General features: G+C 45.8%; 19 protein-coding genes. 16 read left to right on the top strand and 3 right to left on the bottom strand.

Features of this window, described 5'->3' with window-relative positions:
- Positions 1–48 precede the first annotated feature (48 nt).
- From HG547_RS18810 to glmS, 15 genes are all read left to right on the top strand, one after another.
- Complete coding sequence (locus HG547_RS18810; protein ID WP_011718840.1) at positions 49–837, top strand: ParA family protein; 789 nt, start codon at positions 49–51, stop codon at positions 835–837.
- Positions 838–846: 9 nt separating this feature from the next.
- On the top strand, positions 847–1,725 hold the full coding sequence (locus tag HG547_RS18805) for a ParB/RepB/Spo0J family partition protein (RefSeq protein ID WP_169548709.1): 879 nt from the start codon (positions 847–849) through the stop codon (positions 1,723–1,725).
- Between the two features lie 225 nt (positions 1,726–1,950).
- Positions 1,951–2,334, top strand: coding sequence for an ATP synthase subunit I (locus HG547_RS18800; protein WP_011074336.1), 384 nt, complete (start codon positions 1,951–1,953; stop codon positions 2,332–2,334).
- A 12-nt stretch (positions 2,335–2,346) separates the two neighbouring features.
- Entirely contained in the window at positions 2,347–3,141 is a 795-nt protein-coding gene (gene atpB, locus HG547_RS18795) for a F0F1 ATP synthase subunit A (RefSeq protein ID WP_037413438.1), read from the top strand.
- 70 nt (positions 3,142–3,211) lie between these two features.
- On the top strand, positions 3,212–3,463 hold the full coding sequence (atpE, locus tag HG547_RS18790) for a F0F1 ATP synthase subunit C (protein ID WP_006083840.1): 252 nt from the start codon (positions 3,212–3,214) through the stop codon (positions 3,461–3,463).
- A 38-nt stretch (positions 3,464–3,501) separates the two neighbouring features.
- Entirely contained in the window at positions 3,502–3,972 is a 471-nt protein-coding gene (gene atpF, locus HG547_RS18785) for a F0F1 ATP synthase subunit B (RefSeq protein ID WP_011624650.1), read from the top strand.
- A 17-nt stretch (positions 3,973–3,989) separates the two neighbouring features.
- Positions 3,990–4,523: a F0F1 ATP synthase subunit delta gene (gene atpH, locus HG547_RS18780; protein WP_037413434.1), complete on the top strand. Its 534-nt coding sequence runs from the start codon at positions 3,990–3,992 to the stop codon at positions 4,521–4,523.
- Between the two features lie 14 nt (positions 4,524–4,537).
- The gene (atpA, locus tag HG547_RS18775) at positions 4,538–6,079 is read left to right on the top strand and encodes a F0F1 ATP synthase subunit alpha (RefSeq protein WP_037413433.1); all 1,542 of its coding nucleotides are present in this window, start codon (positions 4,538–4,540) and stop codon (positions 6,077–6,079) included.
- A gap of 50 nt (positions 6,080–6,129) precedes the next feature.
- The gene (atpG, locus tag HG547_RS18770; RefSeq protein ID WP_037413431.1) at positions 6,130–6,990 is read left to right on the top strand and encodes a F0F1 ATP synthase subunit gamma; all 861 of its coding nucleotides are present in this window, start codon (positions 6,130–6,132) and stop codon (positions 6,988–6,990) included.
- Positions 6,991–7,025: 35 nt separating this feature from the next.
- Positions 7,026–8,417, top strand: coding sequence for a F0F1 ATP synthase subunit beta (gene atpD, locus HG547_RS18765; RefSeq protein ID WP_037413426.1), 1,392 nt, complete (start codon positions 7,026–7,028; stop codon positions 8,415–8,417).
- Between the two features lie 36 nt (positions 8,418–8,453).
- Positions 8,454–8,882, top strand: a complete 429-nt coding sequence (locus HG547_RS18760; RefSeq protein WP_011624645.1) for a F0F1 ATP synthase subunit epsilon — start codon at positions 8,454–8,456, stop codon at positions 8,880–8,882.
- Between the two features lie 170 nt (positions 8,883–9,052).
- Positions 9,053–10,417, top strand: a complete 1,365-nt coding sequence (gene glmU, locus HG547_RS18755; RefSeq protein WP_169548708.1) for a bifunctional UDP-N-acetylglucosamine diphosphorylase/glucosamine-1-phosphate N-acetyltransferase GlmU — start codon at positions 9,053–9,055, stop codon at positions 10,415–10,417.
- A gap of 259 nt (positions 10,418–10,676) precedes the next feature.
- Positions 10,677–12,812 (top strand): TonB-dependent receptor, encoded by a 2,136-nt coding sequence (locus tag HG547_RS18750; protein ID WP_169548707.1) that lies wholly within the window; start codon positions 10,677–10,679, stop codon positions 12,810–12,812.
- 200 nt (positions 12,813–13,012) lie between these two features.
- Complete coding sequence (locus tag HG547_RS18745) at positions 13,013–13,783, top strand: DeoR family transcriptional regulator (protein ID WP_169548706.1); 771 nt, start codon at positions 13,013–13,015, stop codon at positions 13,781–13,783.
- 75 nt (positions 13,784–13,858) lie between these two features.
- Entirely contained in the window at positions 13,859–15,688 is a 1,830-nt protein-coding gene (gene glmS / locus HG547_RS18740) for a glutamine--fructose-6-phosphate transaminase (isomerizing) (RefSeq protein WP_169548705.1), read from the top strand.
- Between the two features lie 80 nt (positions 15,689–15,768).
- On the opposite strand, the gene HG547_RS18735 is transcribed toward glmS, so the two are convergent.
- From HG547_RS18735 to HG547_RS18725, 3 genes are all read right to left on the bottom strand, one after another.
- Positions 15,769–15,972, bottom strand: a complete 204-nt coding sequence (locus HG547_RS18735; RefSeq protein ID WP_169548704.1) for a DUF2061 domain-containing protein — start codon at positions 15,970–15,972, stop codon at positions 15,769–15,771.
- A gap of 167 nt (positions 15,973–16,139) precedes the next feature.
- Positions 16,140–17,042, bottom strand: coding sequence for a 1,4-dihydroxy-2-naphthoyl-CoA synthase (locus HG547_RS18730; protein WP_169548703.1), 903 nt, complete (start codon positions 17,040–17,042; stop codon positions 16,140–16,142).
- A 116-nt stretch (positions 17,043–17,158) separates the two neighbouring features.
- A complete protein-coding gene (locus HG547_RS18725) occupies positions 17,159–17,509 on the bottom strand; it encodes a hypothetical protein (RefSeq protein WP_037424115.1) in 351 nt (116 codons plus the stop codon).
- Positions 17,510–17,600: 91 nt separating this feature from the next.
- On the opposite strand from HG547_RS18725, the gene ccoG reads away from it, so the two are divergent.
- Positions 17,601–19,028 carry a cytochrome c oxidase accessory protein CcoG gene (gene ccoG, locus HG547_RS18720; RefSeq protein WP_099457188.1) on the top strand — a complete coding sequence of 476 codons (1,428 nt, stop codon included), beginning with the start codon at positions 17,601–17,603 and terminating at the stop codon, positions 19,026–19,028.
- Positions 19,029–19,453 lie beyond the last annotated feature (425 nt).

The following is a 19,453-nucleotide window of genomic DNA, read 5'->3' as shown; positions in this document are numbered from 1 at the left end:
GGATTTTTAAGTAGGCAATAAACCAGAATTTACATACAGGGTGACATTGTGGGTAAAGTAATTGCCGTGGCCAACCAGAAAGGTGGCGTAGGGAAAACAACAACTTGTGTCAATTTAGCCGCCTCATTAGCCGCGACTAAGCGTAAAGTGCTACTGATCGATCTTGATCCACAGGGCAATGCCACTATGGGCAGCGGTGTCGATAAATACGAAGTCGAAAACACGGCTTACGAACTGCTGGTAGAAGAAAAGCCCTTCGATGAAATAGTGGTCAAAGACACCACGGGAAAATACGATCTAATTGCCAGTAATGGCGATGTGACTGCGGCAGAAATCAAACTCATGGAGTTTTTTGCCCGTGAAGTGCGCTTACGTAATGCACTCGCGCCGATAAAAGATCAATACGATTATATCTTTATCGATTGCCCTCCTTCGCTCAACATGTTGACAGTTAATGCGATGTCGGCGGCGGATTCTGTGCTGGTGCCAATGCAGTGTGAGTACTTTGCACTGGAAGGCTTAACCGCCTTGATCGATACCATCACTAAATTGGCTGCCGTAGTGAATCCTGGTCTTGGTATCGAAGGGATTTTACGCACTATGTATGATCCGCGTAATCGTCTTTCAAATGATGTGTCCGATCAGCTAAAACAACACTTTGGCGATAAGGTGTATCGCACTGTGATCCCGCGTAACGTGCGTTTGGCCGAAGCGCCGAGCTTTGGTGCACCCGCTATGTATTATGATAAATCGAGCGCGGGAGCTAAAGCATATTTAGCGCTGGCTGGTGAGATGATCCGCCGTTCCGAACAGAAAACTCAGGCTAAGCGAGCGTAAAGGAAAACCATGACGTTAAAGAAAAGAGGGTTAGGTAAAGGCTTAGATGCCTTACTGAGTAATAGCCACGCCGCGAGTAAAAAACACACGGAAGAAGTGGTCGTTGTCGATAAAAAAGAAGAACTTATCCATCTTGATCTCGACCTATTACAGCCGGGAAAATACCAACCTCGTAAGGACATGTCTCCCGAGGCATTGGAAGAACTTGCCCATTCCATCCGTAATCAAGGCATTATCCAGCCGATTGTAGTGCGCCGAGTTAGCAATAACCAGTATGAGATTATTGCCGGTGAGCGCCGTTGGCGCGCTTCCCAATTGGCGGGTGTTGAAAAAATCCCTTGTATCGTTAAAGCGGTTCCCGATGATGCCGCTATTGCTATCGCCTTGATCGAAAACATTCAGCGTGAAGACTTAAATGCCATGGAAGAAGCCATTGCATTACAACGTTTAATGCAAGAATTTGAACTGACTCACCAACAGGTCGCCGATGTTGTGGGAAAATCTCGGGCGAGTGTATCTAACTTGTTACGTTTAAACGGTTTAAATGAGCCTGTTAAGCGTTTACTCGAGTATGGCGATATTGATATGGGCCATGCGCGCGCTTTGCTCGCAATTGAGGGTGAAGAACAAACAAATCTGGCGAGATTAGTGGCTGCCAAGGAATTAACCGTTCGCGAAACTGAACGATTGATTAATCAAACCTTAAATCCACCCAAACCCGTCGAAACTACGACTAAAGATCAAGATGTTTGTCGTTTAGAGCAGCAGTTAATTGAAAGATTAGGTGCCAAGGTTTCGATCGCTCATAGCAGTAAGGGGAAGGGTAAAATTGTAATTAACTATCAGAATCTGGCTGAATTAGACGGAATTCTTAGCAAAATTCGTTAATGTCTGTTGATTAACAGTTTTTAATGTAAATTTGTGACATATGTTAATTTTGGATTTTGACTGTTTTGCCGCTATATCACGTTAAAAGTGCTGTTTTTCCTTATCTCAAAGTTGCAATGAAGGCGTGAAAAGGTATACTTTCGCAAGCTTTTTGTGCATCGACATAAATACGGATATTTGTCATCCGGTCATCGAAACAAAAAGTATAAATGCGGAGAGGATGAGTTGAGTAAGGTTTTAGCGCGTCGTGGCCGGTGGTCAGCCTATAAATTGGTGATGATGCAGGCGGCGGTGGCTGGGGGTGCTTCAATTCTCTTTTTCGTCGTGTGGGGAGTTCAGTTTGGCTATTCTGCATTAGCAGGTGGTTCAATTGCTGTGCTCCCTAATTTTGTATTCGCGACCCTCGCTTTCTCCCATACGGGAGCAAGTTCAGCTGCAAAAGTGATTAAAACTTTTTACTGGGGGGAAGCGGTAAAGTTGCTGTTAACCATCGCAATGTTTTCGCTAGTGTTTATCAATCTTAAGGTCGCATTTATGCCTCTTTTTGTTTGTTACGTGCTGACGTTGATCGTGCATTGGACAGCTCCTTTATACTTCAAGCAAAGTTAAGTGGGATGAATCATGGCTGCAACTGGTGAAGCGTTAACACCGCAGGGCTATATCCAGCATCACCTTACCAACCTACACGTTGGTGAAGGCTTCTGGACATGGCACATTGATTCGTTGTTCTTTTCGGTTGGTCTTGGTGTTCTGTTCCTGTGGATTTTCCGTAGTGTTGGTAAAAAAGCGACTTCAGGTGTTCCCGGTAAGCTGCAATGCTTTATCGAGATGATCGTGGAGTTCGTTGATAACAGCGTGAAAGAAAGTTTTCATGGCCGCAATGCCGTGATCGCGCCTTTAGCTCTGACCATTTTTGTATGGGTATTCATGATGAACTTCATGGATATGCTCCCTGTAGACTGGCTGCCTTGGCTAGCAAGTTTAGCGGGAATTCCATACTTAAAAGTGGTTCCGACGACTGATGTAAACATCACCTTCAGCTTAGCTATCGGTGTGTTTGTGCTGATTATTTACTACAGCATTAAGGTCAAAGGCGTGTCTGGTTTTGTTAAAGAACTGACGCTACAGCCCTTTAACCATAAGGCAATGATACCCGTCAACCTCCTATTAGAGACTGTTACCTTAATCGCTAAACCAATTTCATTGGCATTGCGTCTATTTGGTAACTTGTATGCAGGTGAGTTGATCTTCATCCTTATTGCGCTGATGTATGGTACCAACTTGTTATTATCTTCCCTAGGTGTGACTCTGCAACTAGGTTGGTTAATTTTCCACATTTTGGTTATCACGCTGCAGGCGTTTATCTTCATGATGTTGACCATTGTTTACTTAAGCATGGCCCATGAAGATCATTAAGGATTGCTGAAGAAATTTTAAACTAAATCATCAACTAATTAGATTTAGATTTTAGATACTGGAGATACAGATGGAAACGATTTTAGGCATGACAGCTATCGCTGTTGCTCTGCTGATTGGTATGGGTGCTCTTGGTACTGCAATCGGTTTCGGCTTATTAGGTGGCAAGTTCCTGGAAGGCGCTGCGCGTCAACCAGAAATGGCTCCTATGCTGCAAGTTAAAATGTTCATCGTAGCGGGTCTGTTAGACGCCGTAACAATGATCGGTGTTGGTATCGCATTATTCATGCTGTTCACCAACCCACTGGGTGCAATGCTGTAAGAAAACGCTTCTGTCTTAACTCTAAATAGGAGGCTGTTGTGAATTTCAACGCTACCCTAATCGGTCAGACGGTCGCCTTTATCATCTTCGTGTGGTTCTGCATGAAGTTTGTATGGCCCCCTTTGATGAATGCCATCGAAGCGCGCCAAAAAAGGATTGCTGACGGTCTAGCTGATGCTGATCGTGCGGTAAAAGACCTAGAGTTGGCTCAAGCGAAAGCTACTGACCAACTAAAAGAAGCCAAGGTGACGGCTAACGAAATTATTGAGCAAGCTAACAAGCGTAAAGCTCAAATAGTGGAAGAAGCTAAAGCCGAAGCAGACGCTGAGCGTGCCAAAATCATCGCTCAGGGTAAAGCAGAAATTGAAGCTGAACGTAATCGCGTGAAAGAGGATCTGCGTAAGCAGGTTGCTACTCTTGCCATCATGGGTGCTGAGAAGATCCTTGAGCGTTCTATTGATCCAGCCGCCCACAGTGACATAGTTAATAAACTAGTCGCTGAAATTTGATAAGGGGAGTTTGAGTTATGGCTGAATTAACCACCATCGCTCGCCCTTACGCAAAGGCAGCTTTTGACGTTGCTGTTGAACACAACGCAGTGGATACCTGGGCCGAAATGCTCACGTTTGCCGCATTGGTTAGTGAAAACGAAACCATGCAGCCACTGCTGACTGGCTCTTTAGCCAGCACCAAACTCGCCGCACTCTTTATCAGTGTGTGTGGTGAGCAAATCAATGAGCAAGGTCAAAACTTGATAAAGGTAATGGCTGAAAACGGTCGCTTAAAGGTACTACCTGCTGTATCTGAGCTTTTTGCTCAATACCGTAATGAGTGGGCAAAAGAAGTGGAAGCCGATGTGGTTTCTGCAGCTGAGCTCAGCTCTGAACAACAGCAGCAGATCAGTATTTCTTTAGGGAAACGTCTCGCACGCAAAGTTAAGCTGAATTGCAGCACTGACGCCGCGCTTATCGCCGGTGTAATCATTAAGGCAGGTGACTTAGTCATTGATGGCTCTGTCCGCGGTAAGTTATCGCGTCTGTCTGAAAAGCTGCAGTCGTAATTGGGAGTTTGAGCATGCAACTGAATTCCACTGAAATCAGCGATCTGATTAAGCAGCGGATCGAGCAGTTCGAAGTCGTTAGCGAATCTCGTAACGAAGGTACTATCGTTGCGGTTAGTGACGGCATTATCCGCATCCACGGCCTAGCCGATGTGATGCAAGGTGAAATGATCGAACTGCCTGGTAGCCGTTTTGCAATCGCGTTGAACCTTGAACGTGATTCTGTCGGTGCCGTAGTAATGGGCCCTTATGCTGATTTAGCAGAGGGCGTAAAAGTTAAAACTACTGGCCGTATTCTGGAAGTTCCAGTCGGTCGTGGCCTGTTAGGCCGCGTAGTTAACACTCTGGGTGAGCCTATTGACGGAAAAGGAGCTATCAACAACGATGGTTTCTCTCCTATTGAAGTGATTGCTCCTGGTGTTATCGAGCGTAAGTCAGTAGATCAACCAGTTCAAACTGGTTATAAAGCCGTTGACGCTATGATCCCAATCGGTCGTGGCCAACGTGAATTGATCATTGGCGACCGTCAAACTGGTAAAACAGCCATGGCGATCGACGCAATCATCAACCAGCGCGATTCTGGCATTAAGTGCGTATACGTAGCTGTAGGCCAAAAGGCTTCTACTATCGCTAACGTAGTGCGTAAGCTAGAAGAACACGGTGCATTAGCTAACACTATCGTTGTGGTTGCTACAGCTTCTGAAGCTGCTGCGCTGCAATACTTAGCACCGTACTCTGGTTGTGCTATGGGTGAATACTTCCGCGACCGCGGTGAAGATGCTCTGATCGTATACGATGACCTGTCTAAGCAAGCAGTTGCTTACCGTCAGATCTCGTTACTATTGAAGCGTCCACCAGGCCGTGAAGCTTATCCTGGTGACGTATTTTATCTACACTCTCGTTTACTAGAGCGTGCTTCACGCGTAAACGAAGATTATGTAGAAAAGTTCACTAAAGGTGCAGTAACAGGTAAAACCGGTTCGTTAACCGCGCTGCCTATTATTGAAACTCAGGCGGGTGACGTATCTGCATTCGTACCGACCAACGTAATTTCGATTACTGACGGTCAGATCTTCCTTGAGACCGATCTGTTTAACTCTGGCTTACGTCCAGCGGTTAACCCAGGTATTTCTGTTTCTCGTGTTGGTGGTGCGGCTCAGACTAAGATCATCAAGAAACTGTCTGGTGGTATTCGTACTGCTCTTGCACAGTATCGTGAACTTGCTGCGTTCTCACAGTTTGCATCTGACTTAGACGATGCAACTCGTGCTCAGCTAGAGCATGGTGTGCGTGTTACCGAACTGATGAAGCAAAAACAATATGCTCCTATGAGTGTAGCTGCTCAAGCTGTGTCTATTTTCGCAGCTGAAAAAGGTTACCTGAAGGGCATTGAGCTGAAAAAAGTTGGTGATTTCGAAGCCGCTCTGCTCTCGTACATGAACAGCGAGCATGCTGCTTTAATCAAGCTTATCAACGAGACTGGCGATTATAACGCCGATATCGAAGCTGAATTAAAAGCTGGCCTCGACAAGTTCGTAGCAACCCAAACCTGGTAACAATGATAGAGGTGTCTTAAGACACCTCAGGTCCAGATTGGAGAGTAGAGATGGCCGGCGCTAAAGAGATTAAAACCAAGATCGCGAGTGTAAAAAACACTCAGAAGATCACGTCCGCCATGGAAATGGTGGCAGCCAGCAAAATGCGCAGAGCGCAGGAACGCATGGCTGCGAGCCGTCCATACGCGGAAAACATGCGTAAGGTGATCGGTCACGTAGCGCAAGGTTCTCTCGAGTATAAACACCCCTACTTAGAGGTGAGAGAGGCTAAGCGGGTTGGTTACATTGTTGTAGCAACCGACCGTGGCCTTTGTGGTGGTCTGAACGTCAACCTCTTTAAAAAGGTTGTTGCAGACGTGAAAAGCTGGAAAGAGCAAGGTGCAGAATTTGAATTCTGCCCTATTGGTGCTCGTAGTGTGCAGTTTTTCAAAAGCTTCGGTGGACAGGTTTCTGCCCATGCTTCAGGTTTAGGCGATGCGCCAAAGCTCGCTGACCTGATCGGGACAGTACGTGTGATGCTAGATGCTTACAACGAAGGCAAACTGGATCGTCTGTATGTAGTGTTCAACAAGTTTGTAAACACTATGACGCAGACTCCTGTGATCGAGCAGCTGCTACCTTTGCCTAAATCGGAAGATGATGAGGTTGCTCATCGTTGGGACTACATCTACGAACCTGATCCAAAAGCCCTTTTGGATACCTTATTGGTTCGTTATGTAGAATCTCAGGTTTACCAAGGTGTTGTTGAAAACATTGCTTCCGAACAAGCTGCCCGTATGGTGGCGATGAAGGCGGCAACGGACAACGCGGGTACACTGATTGACGATTTGCAATTGGTCTATAACAAGGCTCGTCAGGCTGCGATTACGCAGGAACTGTCGGAAATTGTTTCTGGTGCCTCTGCGGTTTAGGTTAGGTAACGAATACAAGTTTTAGAGGATTAATCATGAGCACAGGTACTGTTGTCCAAGTGATTGGCGCGGTTGTGGACGTAGAGTTTCCACAAGATGCCGTACCTCAGGTATATGACGCTCTGAAGATCACAGGTGAAGGCTCCTGTAATGGTTTGGTGCTGGAAGTTCAGCAACAACTAGGTGGTGGTGTAGTTCGTACCATCGCTATGGGTACTTCTGATGGTCTGCGTCGTGGTCTTGAGGTAGTAAACTCAGGTTCACCTATTTCTGTTCCTGTTGGTACCGCCACTCTTGGCCGTATCATGAACGTTTTAGGCGACCCTATTGATGAAGCTGGTGCAATTGGCGAAGAAGAACGTTATGTGATTCACCGCAGCGCTCCTTCATACGAAGAGCAATCAAACACGACTGAACTGTTAGAGACGGGTATCAAGGTTATCGACCTTGTATGTCCATTCGCTAAGGGTGGTAAAGTAGGTCTGTTCGGTGGTGCGGGTGTTGGTAAGACAGTTAACATGATGGAACTGATTAACAACATCGCTAAAGCTCACTCAGGTCTTTCTGTATTCGCTGGTGTAGGTGAGCGTACTCGTGAGGGTAACGACTTCTACTACGAGATGAAGGATTCTGGCGTTCTCGACAAAGTAGCCATGGTTTATGGCCAAATGAACGAGCCACCAGGAAACCGTCTGCGTGTAGCACTGACCGGTCTGACTATGGCTGAAAAGTTCCGTGACGAAGGTCGTGACGTACTGTTGTTCGTTGACAACATCTACCGTTACACCCTAGCCGGTACTGAAGTATCAGCACTGTTAGGTCGTATGCCTTCTGCGGTAGGTTACCAACCCACTCTGGCTGAAGAAATGGGCGTTCTGCAAGAGCGTATTACTTCAACTAAGACGGGTTCTATTACCTCTGTACAAGCGGTATACGTACCTGCGGACGACTTGACTGACCCGTCACCAGCAACAACCTTCGCTCACTTAGATGCGACTGTTGTATTGTCACGTCAAATCGCTTCTCTGGGTATTTACCCAGCGGTTGACCCATTGGATTCGACTTCTCGTCAATTAGATCCATTAGTGGTTGGTCAAGAGCACTATGACGTAGCTAACGGTGTACAAACTGTTCTGCAACGCTACAAAGAGCTGAAAGACATTATTGCGATTCTCGGTATGGACGAATTGTCAGATGATGACAAGATGACCGTTTCCCGTGCACGTAAGATTGAGCGTTTCTTGTCTCAGCCTTTCCACGTAGCAGAAGTCTTTACTGGTTCTCCTGGTAAGTACGTTTCTCTGAAAGACACTATCCGTGGCTTCAAGGGAATTCTGAGTGGTGAGTTCGATCACATTCCAGAACAAGCGTTCTACATGGTTGGTTCTATCGACGAAGCAGTCGAGAAAGCTAACAAAAAGAAATAACTAAGTAGTCATACTTAGTTTTTTAAGGAGAACGGGATGGCAGCCATGACAGTACAGCTTGATATAGTAAGTGCAGAGAGCAGTATCTTCTCTGGTCGCGTAGCGAGCCTACAAGTGACCGGTTCTGAAGGTGAGTTGGGCATCATGCATGGCCACGCTCCACTGTTAAGCTATATCAAACCTGGCATGGCGCGCATCGTCAAACAAGACGGCAGCGAAGAAGTATTTTACCTTTCTGGTGGTTTACTGGAAGTACAACCTTCTTCTGTTTCTGTGTTAGCTGATGTGGTTATGCGTGCCAAAGATATTGATGAGCAGGCAGCATTAGAAGCCAAGCGTCGTGCAGAAGCCCATATGGCAACTGCGGGTGCGGACTTTAATTATGATGCCGCTATGGTTGAGTTAGCGAAAGCAATGGCTCAATTACGTGTTGTTGAAACCATCAAGAAAAACATTGCCAGATAAAGGTTATTGTTTGTAATAAAAGGCGGTTATCGAAAGATACCCGCCTTTTTTGTTGGTTTTTTCGCTGCGTTTTGAGATCTGCCTTTCGCTTTGCTGCGCCTTTCCGTTAAAATTACGCCATTAAATCGAGCTCAGTTAATCCCTTTGGGATGTTAATCAAGGATATGGCAATGGCATTAAATGTAGTGATCTTAGCGGCAGGAAAAGGAACTCGCATGCGCTCGGATCTTCCCAAGGTATTACATCCTATCGCCCACAAGAGCATGGTGCAGCATGTTATCGATACCGCCCACAGTATCGGCAGCGATGCCATTCAATTGGTGTACGGCTATGGTGCCGACAAATTAAAATCGGCCTTGGGTGAGCAGCAACTCAATTGGATGTTGCAAGCCGAACAGTTAGGCACAGGCCATGCGGTCGCTCAGGCGATTCCGAATATCGATGATAATGACACTGTGCTGATCCTTTACGGTGATGTGCCGTTAATCCAAGCCTCTACGCTTGAAGCTTTGCTTGCTGCGCGTCCCGATAATGGTGTGGCGATTTTAACCGTTAATCTCAGTAATCCAACTGGCTATGGCCGTATCGTGCGTGAGCACGGCAAGGTTGTCGGCATCGTCGAACAAAAGGATGCCAATGCCGAGCAACTCGCCATCAATGAAATAAATACGGGCATTATGGCTGTTCCTGGCAAGGCGTTAAAAACCTGGCTTGGCCGCCTATCGAATAACAATGCTCAGGGTGAATACTATCTAACGGATATTATCGCCATGGCCCACACTGAGGGGGTTGAGATTAATACCGCTCAGCCACAGTCTGCTATCGAAGTGGAAGGTGCTAATAACCGCGTGCAACTTGCACAATTAGAGCGCGCCTATCAGGCCCGCGAAGCTGAGAAGCTGATGATTGCTGGCGCAAACCTACGTGACCCAAGCCGTATCGATATCCGTGGTGAGGTGACGGTCGGTATGGATGTGATGGTCGATGTGAACGTGATTTTCGAAGGCAAAGTCGTGATTGGCAATAACGTTAGCATTGGTGCTGGCGCAATCCTGATTGACTGTGAAATTGCCGATAATGCCGAGATTAAACCTTACTCTATTATCGAAGGCGCTAAGCTGGGCGTTGCCGCCAGTGCCGGGCCTTTTGCCCGTTTACGCCCTGGTGCTGAGCTAATGCAAGATGCCCATATCGGCAACTTCGTCGAGATGAAAAAAGCCGTTTTAGGTGTGGGTTCTAAGGCGGGTCACTTAGCCTATTTAGGCGATGCACAAATCGGTGCGGGCGTGAATATTGGTGCAGGCACTATTACCTGTAATTACGATGGTGCCAATAAACACTTAACCGTGATCGAAGACAATGTGTTTGTGGGGAGTGATACTCAGCTGGTAGCGCCAGTGACCATTGGTAAAGGCGCGACGCTGGGTGCTGGGTCAACAATTACCCGTGATGTGGGTGAGGATGAGCTGGTGATCACCCGTGTTAAGCAAAAACATCTGACTGGCTGGCAACGTCCGGTAAAGATTAAGAAATAACGGCGCAGTACTCAGTCAATATAAAGCGGCTTATTGCCGCTTTATGTTTTTTGTCAAAGCTAAAAATCCTAACCAAACAAAAACTGGCTAAATTAATGTTGAATTAAGACTGTGGTGTTATGGCTAATTTATTGTTTTTATTGAAAGTTGATCCAGGTCACGCTGAATTGTAAATTCGTGTAAAGATGATTAAATAAAAACAATTCTTATTTATATTGCCTGCAATTCTAAGACGAAAGGTCTACTTGAGGTGTTGGCAATGGTATTTAAATATTCAGTGGTTGGTTTGGCCGTAGGGTCTGCATTAATGGCGATGCCGGTTATGGCCGAAGCGCCAAATGATGAAAACATTGAGCGCATTAATGTGACTGGCCGTACGTTTAACGACTATAAAGTCGGCAGTGCATCCGGTGCTATGCGTGGTGATATCGATTTAATGGATACACCACAATCTGTGAATGTTATCCCCGACTTTGTCACCGATGAACAATTAGCAACAAACCTTGCGGAAGTCTTAGTTAACGATTCGAGCGTAACGGCGGGTACTACTCGTTGGAACCGCCAAGTATTCAGTATTCGTGGCTTCGAACTCGATTCGGGCAACGGTTATCTCATCAACGGCCACCAGCAATGGTCTCATTACGTTCAACCTATCGAAACGCTGCAGCAGGTAGAAGTTCTTAAAGGTCCTTCAAGTATGCTGTATGGTCAATCCGGTCCTGGTGGTTTGGTTAATATGGTCACCAAAAAGCCGACCTACGATTCAATGCTCGATTTAGGTTTTGATACTGATGGCTACGGCTCTACCCGTGCGCAGTTAGATGTGGGTGGCAGCTTAAACGAAGCGCAGAGCATTCGTTATCGTGGCGTATTGGTTAAGCAAGACACTAAATACTGGCGCGAATATTCAACTACTAATGAAAACCAAGAGCGTGATCGTTGGTTAGGTTATTTAAATTTAGAATTTGATATCAGTGATGATGTTCTGTTATCAGTTAAGTATGACCATACCCAAGACAAAGCGGGCATCGATGCGGGTGGTTGGTTAGATAAACAAGGCAATGTGATTGGCGAGCGGAAAACCGTATGGGACGCGCCTTGGGCCTTTACCGATAATACTGTTTCAAATTTAGGTGCAGATCTGACTTGGCAAATGAGTAACGACTGGAAAGTGAAAGTCGGCTATAACGATCAACAATTTAATCGCCAACGTTTCGATTCTGCGCCAAGCTTAAAGAAAGGCTCTGAAGATCCATACAAAGATGGTTACACCATAAATCCGTTTGATCGTTATGACGATTGGCAGCATAAAACGGCCTATGTTGATTTCACGGGTGAATTTGCATTGGCAGGTATGGATCATCAGTTGTTAATTGGCGCCAATTACCTCGATTATTATTATGGTCAGTATATTGATAGATATGATGTTGCGACTAAAGGCACTATTACTGTTGTTCCTGGCCAACCGATAATAAAACCCGATTTAGATTATCATCGAGATACCACTAAGTCTGAAAGTGAATACAAATACTACGGTTTCTATCTGCAAGATTTAATGACTATCAACGAACAATGGAAATTGCTCGCAGGGGTGCGTTATGACGAGCAGAAAAAAGACGGCGAAGGGGAAAATAGCTATGCCGTATCGCCTAAATTCGGGGTGATTTATTCGCCTATGGATAATGGCAGTATTTATGTTAACTATTCAAAAAGCTTTACCCCGCAAGGATCTGTAACCAGTTCCGAAGATGTGAATCAAGGAGCTAATCTAAAACCTGAGTATGGCACTCAGTATGAATTGGGAACGAAGTGGGAGCTCTTTAATGACAGTCTACTGCTGACAGCTGCTCTGTTTGATATAACCGTGTCCAATGTCACAACAGTGCTAGATATTCCAGTAACAAGTGATGGTGATAAAACAATAACCACTCAAGGTGGTGAGCAACATCACCGTGGTTTTGAAGTTGGTGCCCAAGGCCAGTTAGGTGATAGCTGGTTTGTGACTTCATCTATGATGTATTTAGATGCGGAATATAATACGGGTGCAGGCAAAATCGGTGGCAAGAATTTAGATGGTAAAACTCCTATTGATGCCCCTGAGTGGTCTGCCAATATCTGGACTCGTTACGAAGTAACTGACAACTTTGCGATGAACTTTGGCGCTATCTACGTTGGTGAGCGTTTTGCTAATGATGTAAATACCATAACCAAAGATGGTTACGTCCGTTTTGATGTTGGTGCTGCCTACACTATGGATATTATGGGTAAAGACGTAAGCATCCGCGCAAACGTGAGAAACCTATTTGATACTGAATACTTAGATGGTGGTAGCGATAAGATGGTCACTATCGGCCAAGATCGTAACTTCAGCGTGGCACTTGAAGCTAAGTTTTAAGCTCAGCTCCCCTTTTTAAGTTTCATACAATTAAAGCAGTTTACCTTTGGGTGAACTGCTTTTTTATTATTTTTCATAAAGTTAATTAATCCAACTTAAAAGCGACCCATCTTGATTCGAAATTATCTTTCGAATACTAGCAAAAATGTTTCGTTTCTTTATAATATATCTTTCGAATCGAAAGTTAACTGAAAGGTTTTATGAATAAACGAAATACACAGCAACGACGCCACAGTATCATCAGCATCCTGAATGAACAGGGTGAAGTGAGTGTCGATGAGTTGTCATTACGTTTCGAAACCTCAGAAGTGACTATTCGTAAAGACTTAGCAGAACTTGAAAAAACCGGACTGCTGCTGCGCCGCTACGGTGGTGCTGTGGCTATTCCCGATGAAGTGACGCAACAGTTTTCTGCCAAGATTGCGCCTAATAAGTTATCCATCGCTAAAGCTGCGGCGCAGCTGATTAAAGATCACAATCGCATCATTATCGATAGCGGTACCACCACTTCAGGCTTAATTGCTGAACTCAACCACAAACGTGGGCTGGTGGTAATGACCAATGCTCTGCATTTGGCTAATGCGATTCACGAACTTGAAAATGAGCCGACCCTATTGATGACTGGTGGAACCTGGGATCCGCATTCTGAATCCTTTCAAGGCCAAGTGGCCGAACAGGTATTACGCTCCTATAACTTTGACCAACTGTTTATCGGTGCCGACGGTATCGATTTAGCGCGAGGCACCACCACCTTTAATGAGCTGACGGGGTTAAGTAAGGTGATGGCTGAGGTTTCCCGCGAAGTCATCGTGATGGTGGATTCGGACAAAATAGGCAAGCGGATCCCTAATTTAGAACTACCTTGGTCGCAAATCAGTGTACTAGTCACCGATGATCGCATCGAAGAGAGCGCCCTTAACCAAATTACCGAGCAAGGCGTAAAAGTCATCTTAGCGCCCTACTCGCCTTAGGCATTTGCCCGTGATAAGCCAGAGCAAATGACTCAAACAACTTCATTTTTATTTTTCATTTTATAGGTAAAAACTATGTGCGGAATCGTTGGCGCCGTGGCGCAAAGGGATGTGGCCGAAATTCTGGTCGAAGGTTTACGTCGTTTAGAATATCGTGGATATGACTCCGCTGGTGTTGCGGTGATCCACAATGGCGAACTCAATCGCACCCGCCGCGTGGGTAAAGTGCAGGAATTGTCTGCTGCACTCGAAACCGACCCATTAGCGGGCGGCACTGGTATTGCGCATACTCGTTGGGCAACCCACGGTGAGCCAAGTGAGCGCAATGCTCACCCACATTTATCTGAAGGCGATATTGCCGTTGTGCACAATGGCATTATCGAAAACCATCATAAACTGCGTGAAATGCTTAAAGAACACGGCTACCACTTCAGCTCTGATACCGACACTGAAGTCATTTGCCACCTAGTTCATCATGAATTAAAAACGCACGACACCTTACTGGCTGCGGTGCAAGCCACGGTTAAACAACTCGAAGGCGCTTATGGCACTGTGGTGATTGACCGCCGCGACAGCGAGCGCATGGTCGTGGCGCGCTCTGGCAGCCCTTTGGTGATTGGTTTTGGTTTAGGTGAAAACTTTGTCGCCTCCGACCAACTGGCACTGCTGCCAGTCACCCGCTCTTTCGCCTTTTTAGAAGAAGGTGACGTGGCCGAAGTGACTCGTCGCACCGTGAGCATTTTCGATGTATATGGCAATAAAGTTGAGCGCGAAGTTAAAGAATCAGAAATCACCCATGATGCTGGTGACAAAGGCGAATATCGCCACTATATGCTCAAAGAAATCTATGAGCAGCCACTGGCTCTGACGCGTACTATTGAAGGCCGCATCGCCAACAAACAAGTGCTCGACACGGCTTTTGGTGATAATGCCGCTGAATTCTTAAAAGATATTAAACACGTACAGATTATTGCCTGTGGTACTAGCTACCATGCCGGCATGGCTGCGCGTTATTGGTTAGAGGATTGGGCTGGCGTTTCTTGTAATGTCGAAATCGCCTCCGAATTCCGCTACCGCAAGTCGCATTTATTCCCCAACAGCCTGTTGGTGACTATTTCTCAATCCGGTGAAACTGCCGATACGCTTGCAGCGATGCGCCTAGCCAAAGAAATGGGTTATAAGGCTACACTGACCATCTGTAACGCGCCTGGTTCTTCTTTGGTGCGTGAGTCAGATATGGCGTACATGATGAAAGCGGGCGCCGAAATTGGCGTTGCTTCAACTAAAGCCTTTACCGTGCAATTAGCGGGTTTATTAATGCTGACTGCGGTGATCGGTCGCCATAATGGCATGTCGGAGCAAATGCAGGCCGAGATCACCCAAAGCCTACAGTCTATGCCTGCCAAAGTGGAGCAAGCATTAGGCTTAGATGATGCGATTGCTGAATTGGCAGAAGACTTTGCCGATAAACACCATGCCTTATTCCTTGGCCGTGGCGATCAATACCCGATAGCGATGGAAGGCGCGCTAAAACTTAAAGAGATCTCCTATATCCATGCTGAGGCATATGCTTCTGGCGAGCTGAAACATGGCCCACTGGCCTTGATTGATGCCGACATGCCCGTCATCGTGGTGGCGCCAAACAACGAACTGTTAGAAAAGTTGAAATCTAACGTTGAAGAAGTGCGTGCCCGTGGTGGTTTAATGTATGTGTTTGCCGATGTGGATGCGGAGTTTGAATCTGACGAAACCATGAAGGTTATCCCGGTTCCACACTGCGATATCTTTATGGCGCCGCTGATTTACACTATTCCATTACAGTTGCTGTCATATCACGTTGCGTTAATTAAGGGCACCGATGTGGATCAACCGCGAAACCTCGCTAAATCGGTGACGGTGGAATAAATCGGAAGCAATAAAAAACCGCCGCTTAGGCGGTTTTTTATTGGGGCATTATTAGAGTTATTTGCTGGTGGCTGAGTGTATTAAGCCGTTATTGCATTAAGTGCGTTCTGCTTTTTTGCCTCGAAACGTTTCCATACTTTATCGTGGAAATAAAACACCACAGTGTTAATTGCGGGCTCAACTAAGGCGACGGCACCACCGACTAAAACACTACCAGTTAATAAATAGGTAACGGTGAAGGCAACGCTGAAATGTAATACGGCAAAAGTAAGTGTCTTGGTCATGATTCTATCCTCTAATGTAAGCCCCTTTTGGGAATGATTAGATGATAACAATTCTCATTAAAGTTTAAAGCCGTATTTTGAGATTAGTTTAAACGGTTTTTTCTATCTATAAGCGCTAAAAAATATAAAGCCCTCAAATAAGGGCGTTATATGGCAATCAGCTTCGATCAGTAATGCCAAGGGAAGGCTGAGAAGTCTTGATCGCGTTTCTCAAGGAAAGCATCGCGCCCTTCTTGAGCTTCTGCACTGGCATAGGCTAAACGCGTGGCTTCACCCGCAAACAGTTGCTGGCCAACCATGCCGTCGTCTGTCATGTTAAAGCCGTACTTCAACATCCGCATCGCCGTTGGCGATTTCGAGTTGATTTCTTTTGCCCACATTAATGCTTCGGTTTCTAGCTCGGCATGGGGAACCGATTTATTCACCATTCCCATGGCAAAGGCTTCATCGGCACTGTAGTTAAAGCCGCAGAAGAAAATTTCTCTCGCGCGCTTTTGGCCAATCATCTTGGCAAGATAAGCACTGCCATAGCCTGAGTCGAAACTCGCGACATCGGGATCGGTTTGTTTGAAGACGGCGTGTTCCTTGGAGGCTAAGGTTAAGTCGCAAACCACATGCAAACTGTGTCCGCCACCCACGGCCCAACCAGGCACGACCGCGATCACTACTTTTGGCATAAAGCGGATCAATCGTTGGACTTCGAGGATATGTAAACGCCCCATTCTGGCTAAATCGGCTTTGCCCTCTTCGGCGCCTTCATATTTATAGCCATCTTTGCCGCGAATACGTTGATCTCCACCCGAGGAAAACGAATATTGTCCTTTGGCCGAGGGGCCATTGCCAGTGAGTAATACACAACCTACATCGGACCATTGGCGAGCGTGATCGAGGGCGATATATAACTCATCAACCGTTTTTGGACGAAAGGCATTGAGGCAATCTGGGCGATTGATGGCGATACGCACTGTGCCGTGGGCTTTGGCTCTATGGTAAGTAATATCGTCGAAGTTAAATCCGTCGACTTCATCCCACAGTGTGGGATCAAAAATATCTGATACTGGTTTAGTCATGATGCAAGGCCTATATAATTGAAGCTCAAAGGCTAGGCGGAATCATGTTTCTGGTCAATCGCCTAAGCACCATGCTTAGTGATGAATTGCAAAATTCCGTTTGCCTGTTAGTGGAATTAGAGGTTATCGCAGATAAATAGCAAGTTATCTCGGCTAAAAATGGGATGCTCAGTGGCTGTAGTGCCGCAGTAGTTTTCTTTAAAATCAGCAATGCCATCTTCGGTGAGTGGGATTTTATTAAACTCTTCAGCCTCAGATGCTGATAACCGCTCCAATATCTCTGTTCGTGCTTTCGTGAGATTTTGATTAATTTTAATTATCTGAGTGCCCATTGCTGAGCTCACTTTGCTTTCTATCTTTTGAACCATTTCCTCTGTTTTTGCTATAGGTGCATCTAGTTTGTCTGTTTCGGTGTATAAGTAATATAATGCACCACAAAGGAGCGCTAATATGATCCAACCTTTCATCTTTTAGTCCAACATAAGTGAATAACCATTAATAATATGGGTATAATAAGCCAGTTTTCGTCCAATATTAAAGCAGTAAAAGGCTGTCACGATGAACGCAGAATCTAATAACAAGGACTATTCGAAAACCAATCGAATTAAGATTCACCAGCCTGATGCAGATAAGGCTGATCGCTTTAACCCCCGTAATCGGATTTATGTCCGTGCAATCGATGGATTATGGAGTAGTTTACGCCGCCGCATGGGCTGGATAGCAATGCTCTTCTTCCTGATATTACCTTGGATCCCTTGGGGCGACCGTCAAGCCGTATGGTTTAACCTCGCTGAGCAGAAATTCCATGTCTTTGGCTTAACGATTTGGCCGCAGGATCTGACCTTACTTGCCGCTCTCTTTATGATAGCCGCCTTTGCGTTATTTTTTGTGACAACCTATCTCGGCCGAGTTTGGTGTGGTTACACTTGCCCGCAAACCGTTTGGACGTTTATGTTCATTTGGTTTGAGGAAAAACTCGAAGGTGCCCGTAATAAGCGCATTAAGCTAGATCAAATGCCATGGGGTTTTGACAAAATCTGGCGCAAAACCGCAAAACACACTGCATGGATAGTGCTTTCGCTCATCACAGCAATGACCTTTGTGTCCTATTTTGTGCCGAGCCGTGAAGTCTATGTCGATGTATTTACCTTTAATGCATCAGGCGCAATCTACTTCTGGGTGGTGTTTTTTACCTTAGCGACCTACGGTAATGCGGGTTGGATGCGTGAAATCATGTGTATCCATATGTGCCCGTACGCGCGTTTCCAATCGGCGATGTTTGATAAAAACACCTATATCGTTGGTTACGATGCAAAACGCGGTGAGACCCGCGGCCCGCGCTCACGTAAAGCTGACCCCAAAGAAATGGGTCTAGGTGATTGTATTGACTGCGACCTCTGTGTTCAGGTTTGCCCTACCGGTATCGATATTCGTAATGGCTTGCAATATGAATGTATTAACTGTGGTGCCTGCATTGATGCGTGCGACCAAACCATGGAGCGGATGGGATACCCTCTAGGGCTGATTAGTTACACCACCGAAAATAAACTCGAAGGTATTAAAGAGAAGGTACTGCGTCCGAAGCTGGTGGGTTATGGTGTGGTGCTGGCCGCGATGATACTTATCTTTATCTATGCGAGTGCGACAATTGCGCCAGTGCGTATGGATATTATCCGCGACCGTAATCAACTCTATCGAGAAAATGATCGAGGTTTGATTGAAAACACCTTCACCTTGAAGATCCTGAATAAGACAGAGCAAGCTCATGAATACACTATGAGTGTTGAAGGCCTCAACAACTATAAGTGGTATGGACCTACCTCAGTGACGATTGCTGGTGGAGAGGTATTAACTCTACCTATTAGTATCGGGGTCGATCCGGTCGAACTTTCGCGTTCAGTGACAAACATCGAGATAAAAGTGAAAACCCATATTGATGGTGAAGAAGTCGAAGTCGAGCAAGAATCGCGATTCTTCAGCCCATAGTTACTGTTTCGTTAACCAAATGAGTTTAAAAAGGGACTGTTTAGTCCCTTTTTTATTCATGTTGCTGGATATCTAGGCGTCTAGATGATTAATCATAATTTTCTGACAAAAAGCGCTTGCACAAAAAGTTTCGCTGCCTATAATGCGCATCCACTGACACGGCAGACAGCGAAAGCGAGCGCGGTTTCAGTGCGAATCGAATGCAAAATGTGCAGTTGATTCGAAAGCATCAAGAAGTTTGTAAAAACGCCTTGACGCGACAAGGGAAATGCGTAGAATACGCAGCCCTGACCCAGTGAGCGGTAACGCAAGCAATGAGGTCAAACGCTCTTTAACAATCTAAACAAGAAATCTGTGTGGACACTCACAGGTGTTGAGTTAATCGAAATTACTCTGCCGTTTGGCGAGTAATCAAAGAATTAAAT

Source organism: Shewanella sp. DNRA4 (assembly GCF_012843185.1).
GTDB lineage: Bacteria > Pseudomonadota > Gammaproteobacteria > Enterobacterales > Shewanellaceae > Shewanella > Shewanella xiamenensis.
Note: the sequence above shows the minus strand (reverse complement) of the source record. Positions and strands in the feature narration are given on the sequence as shown.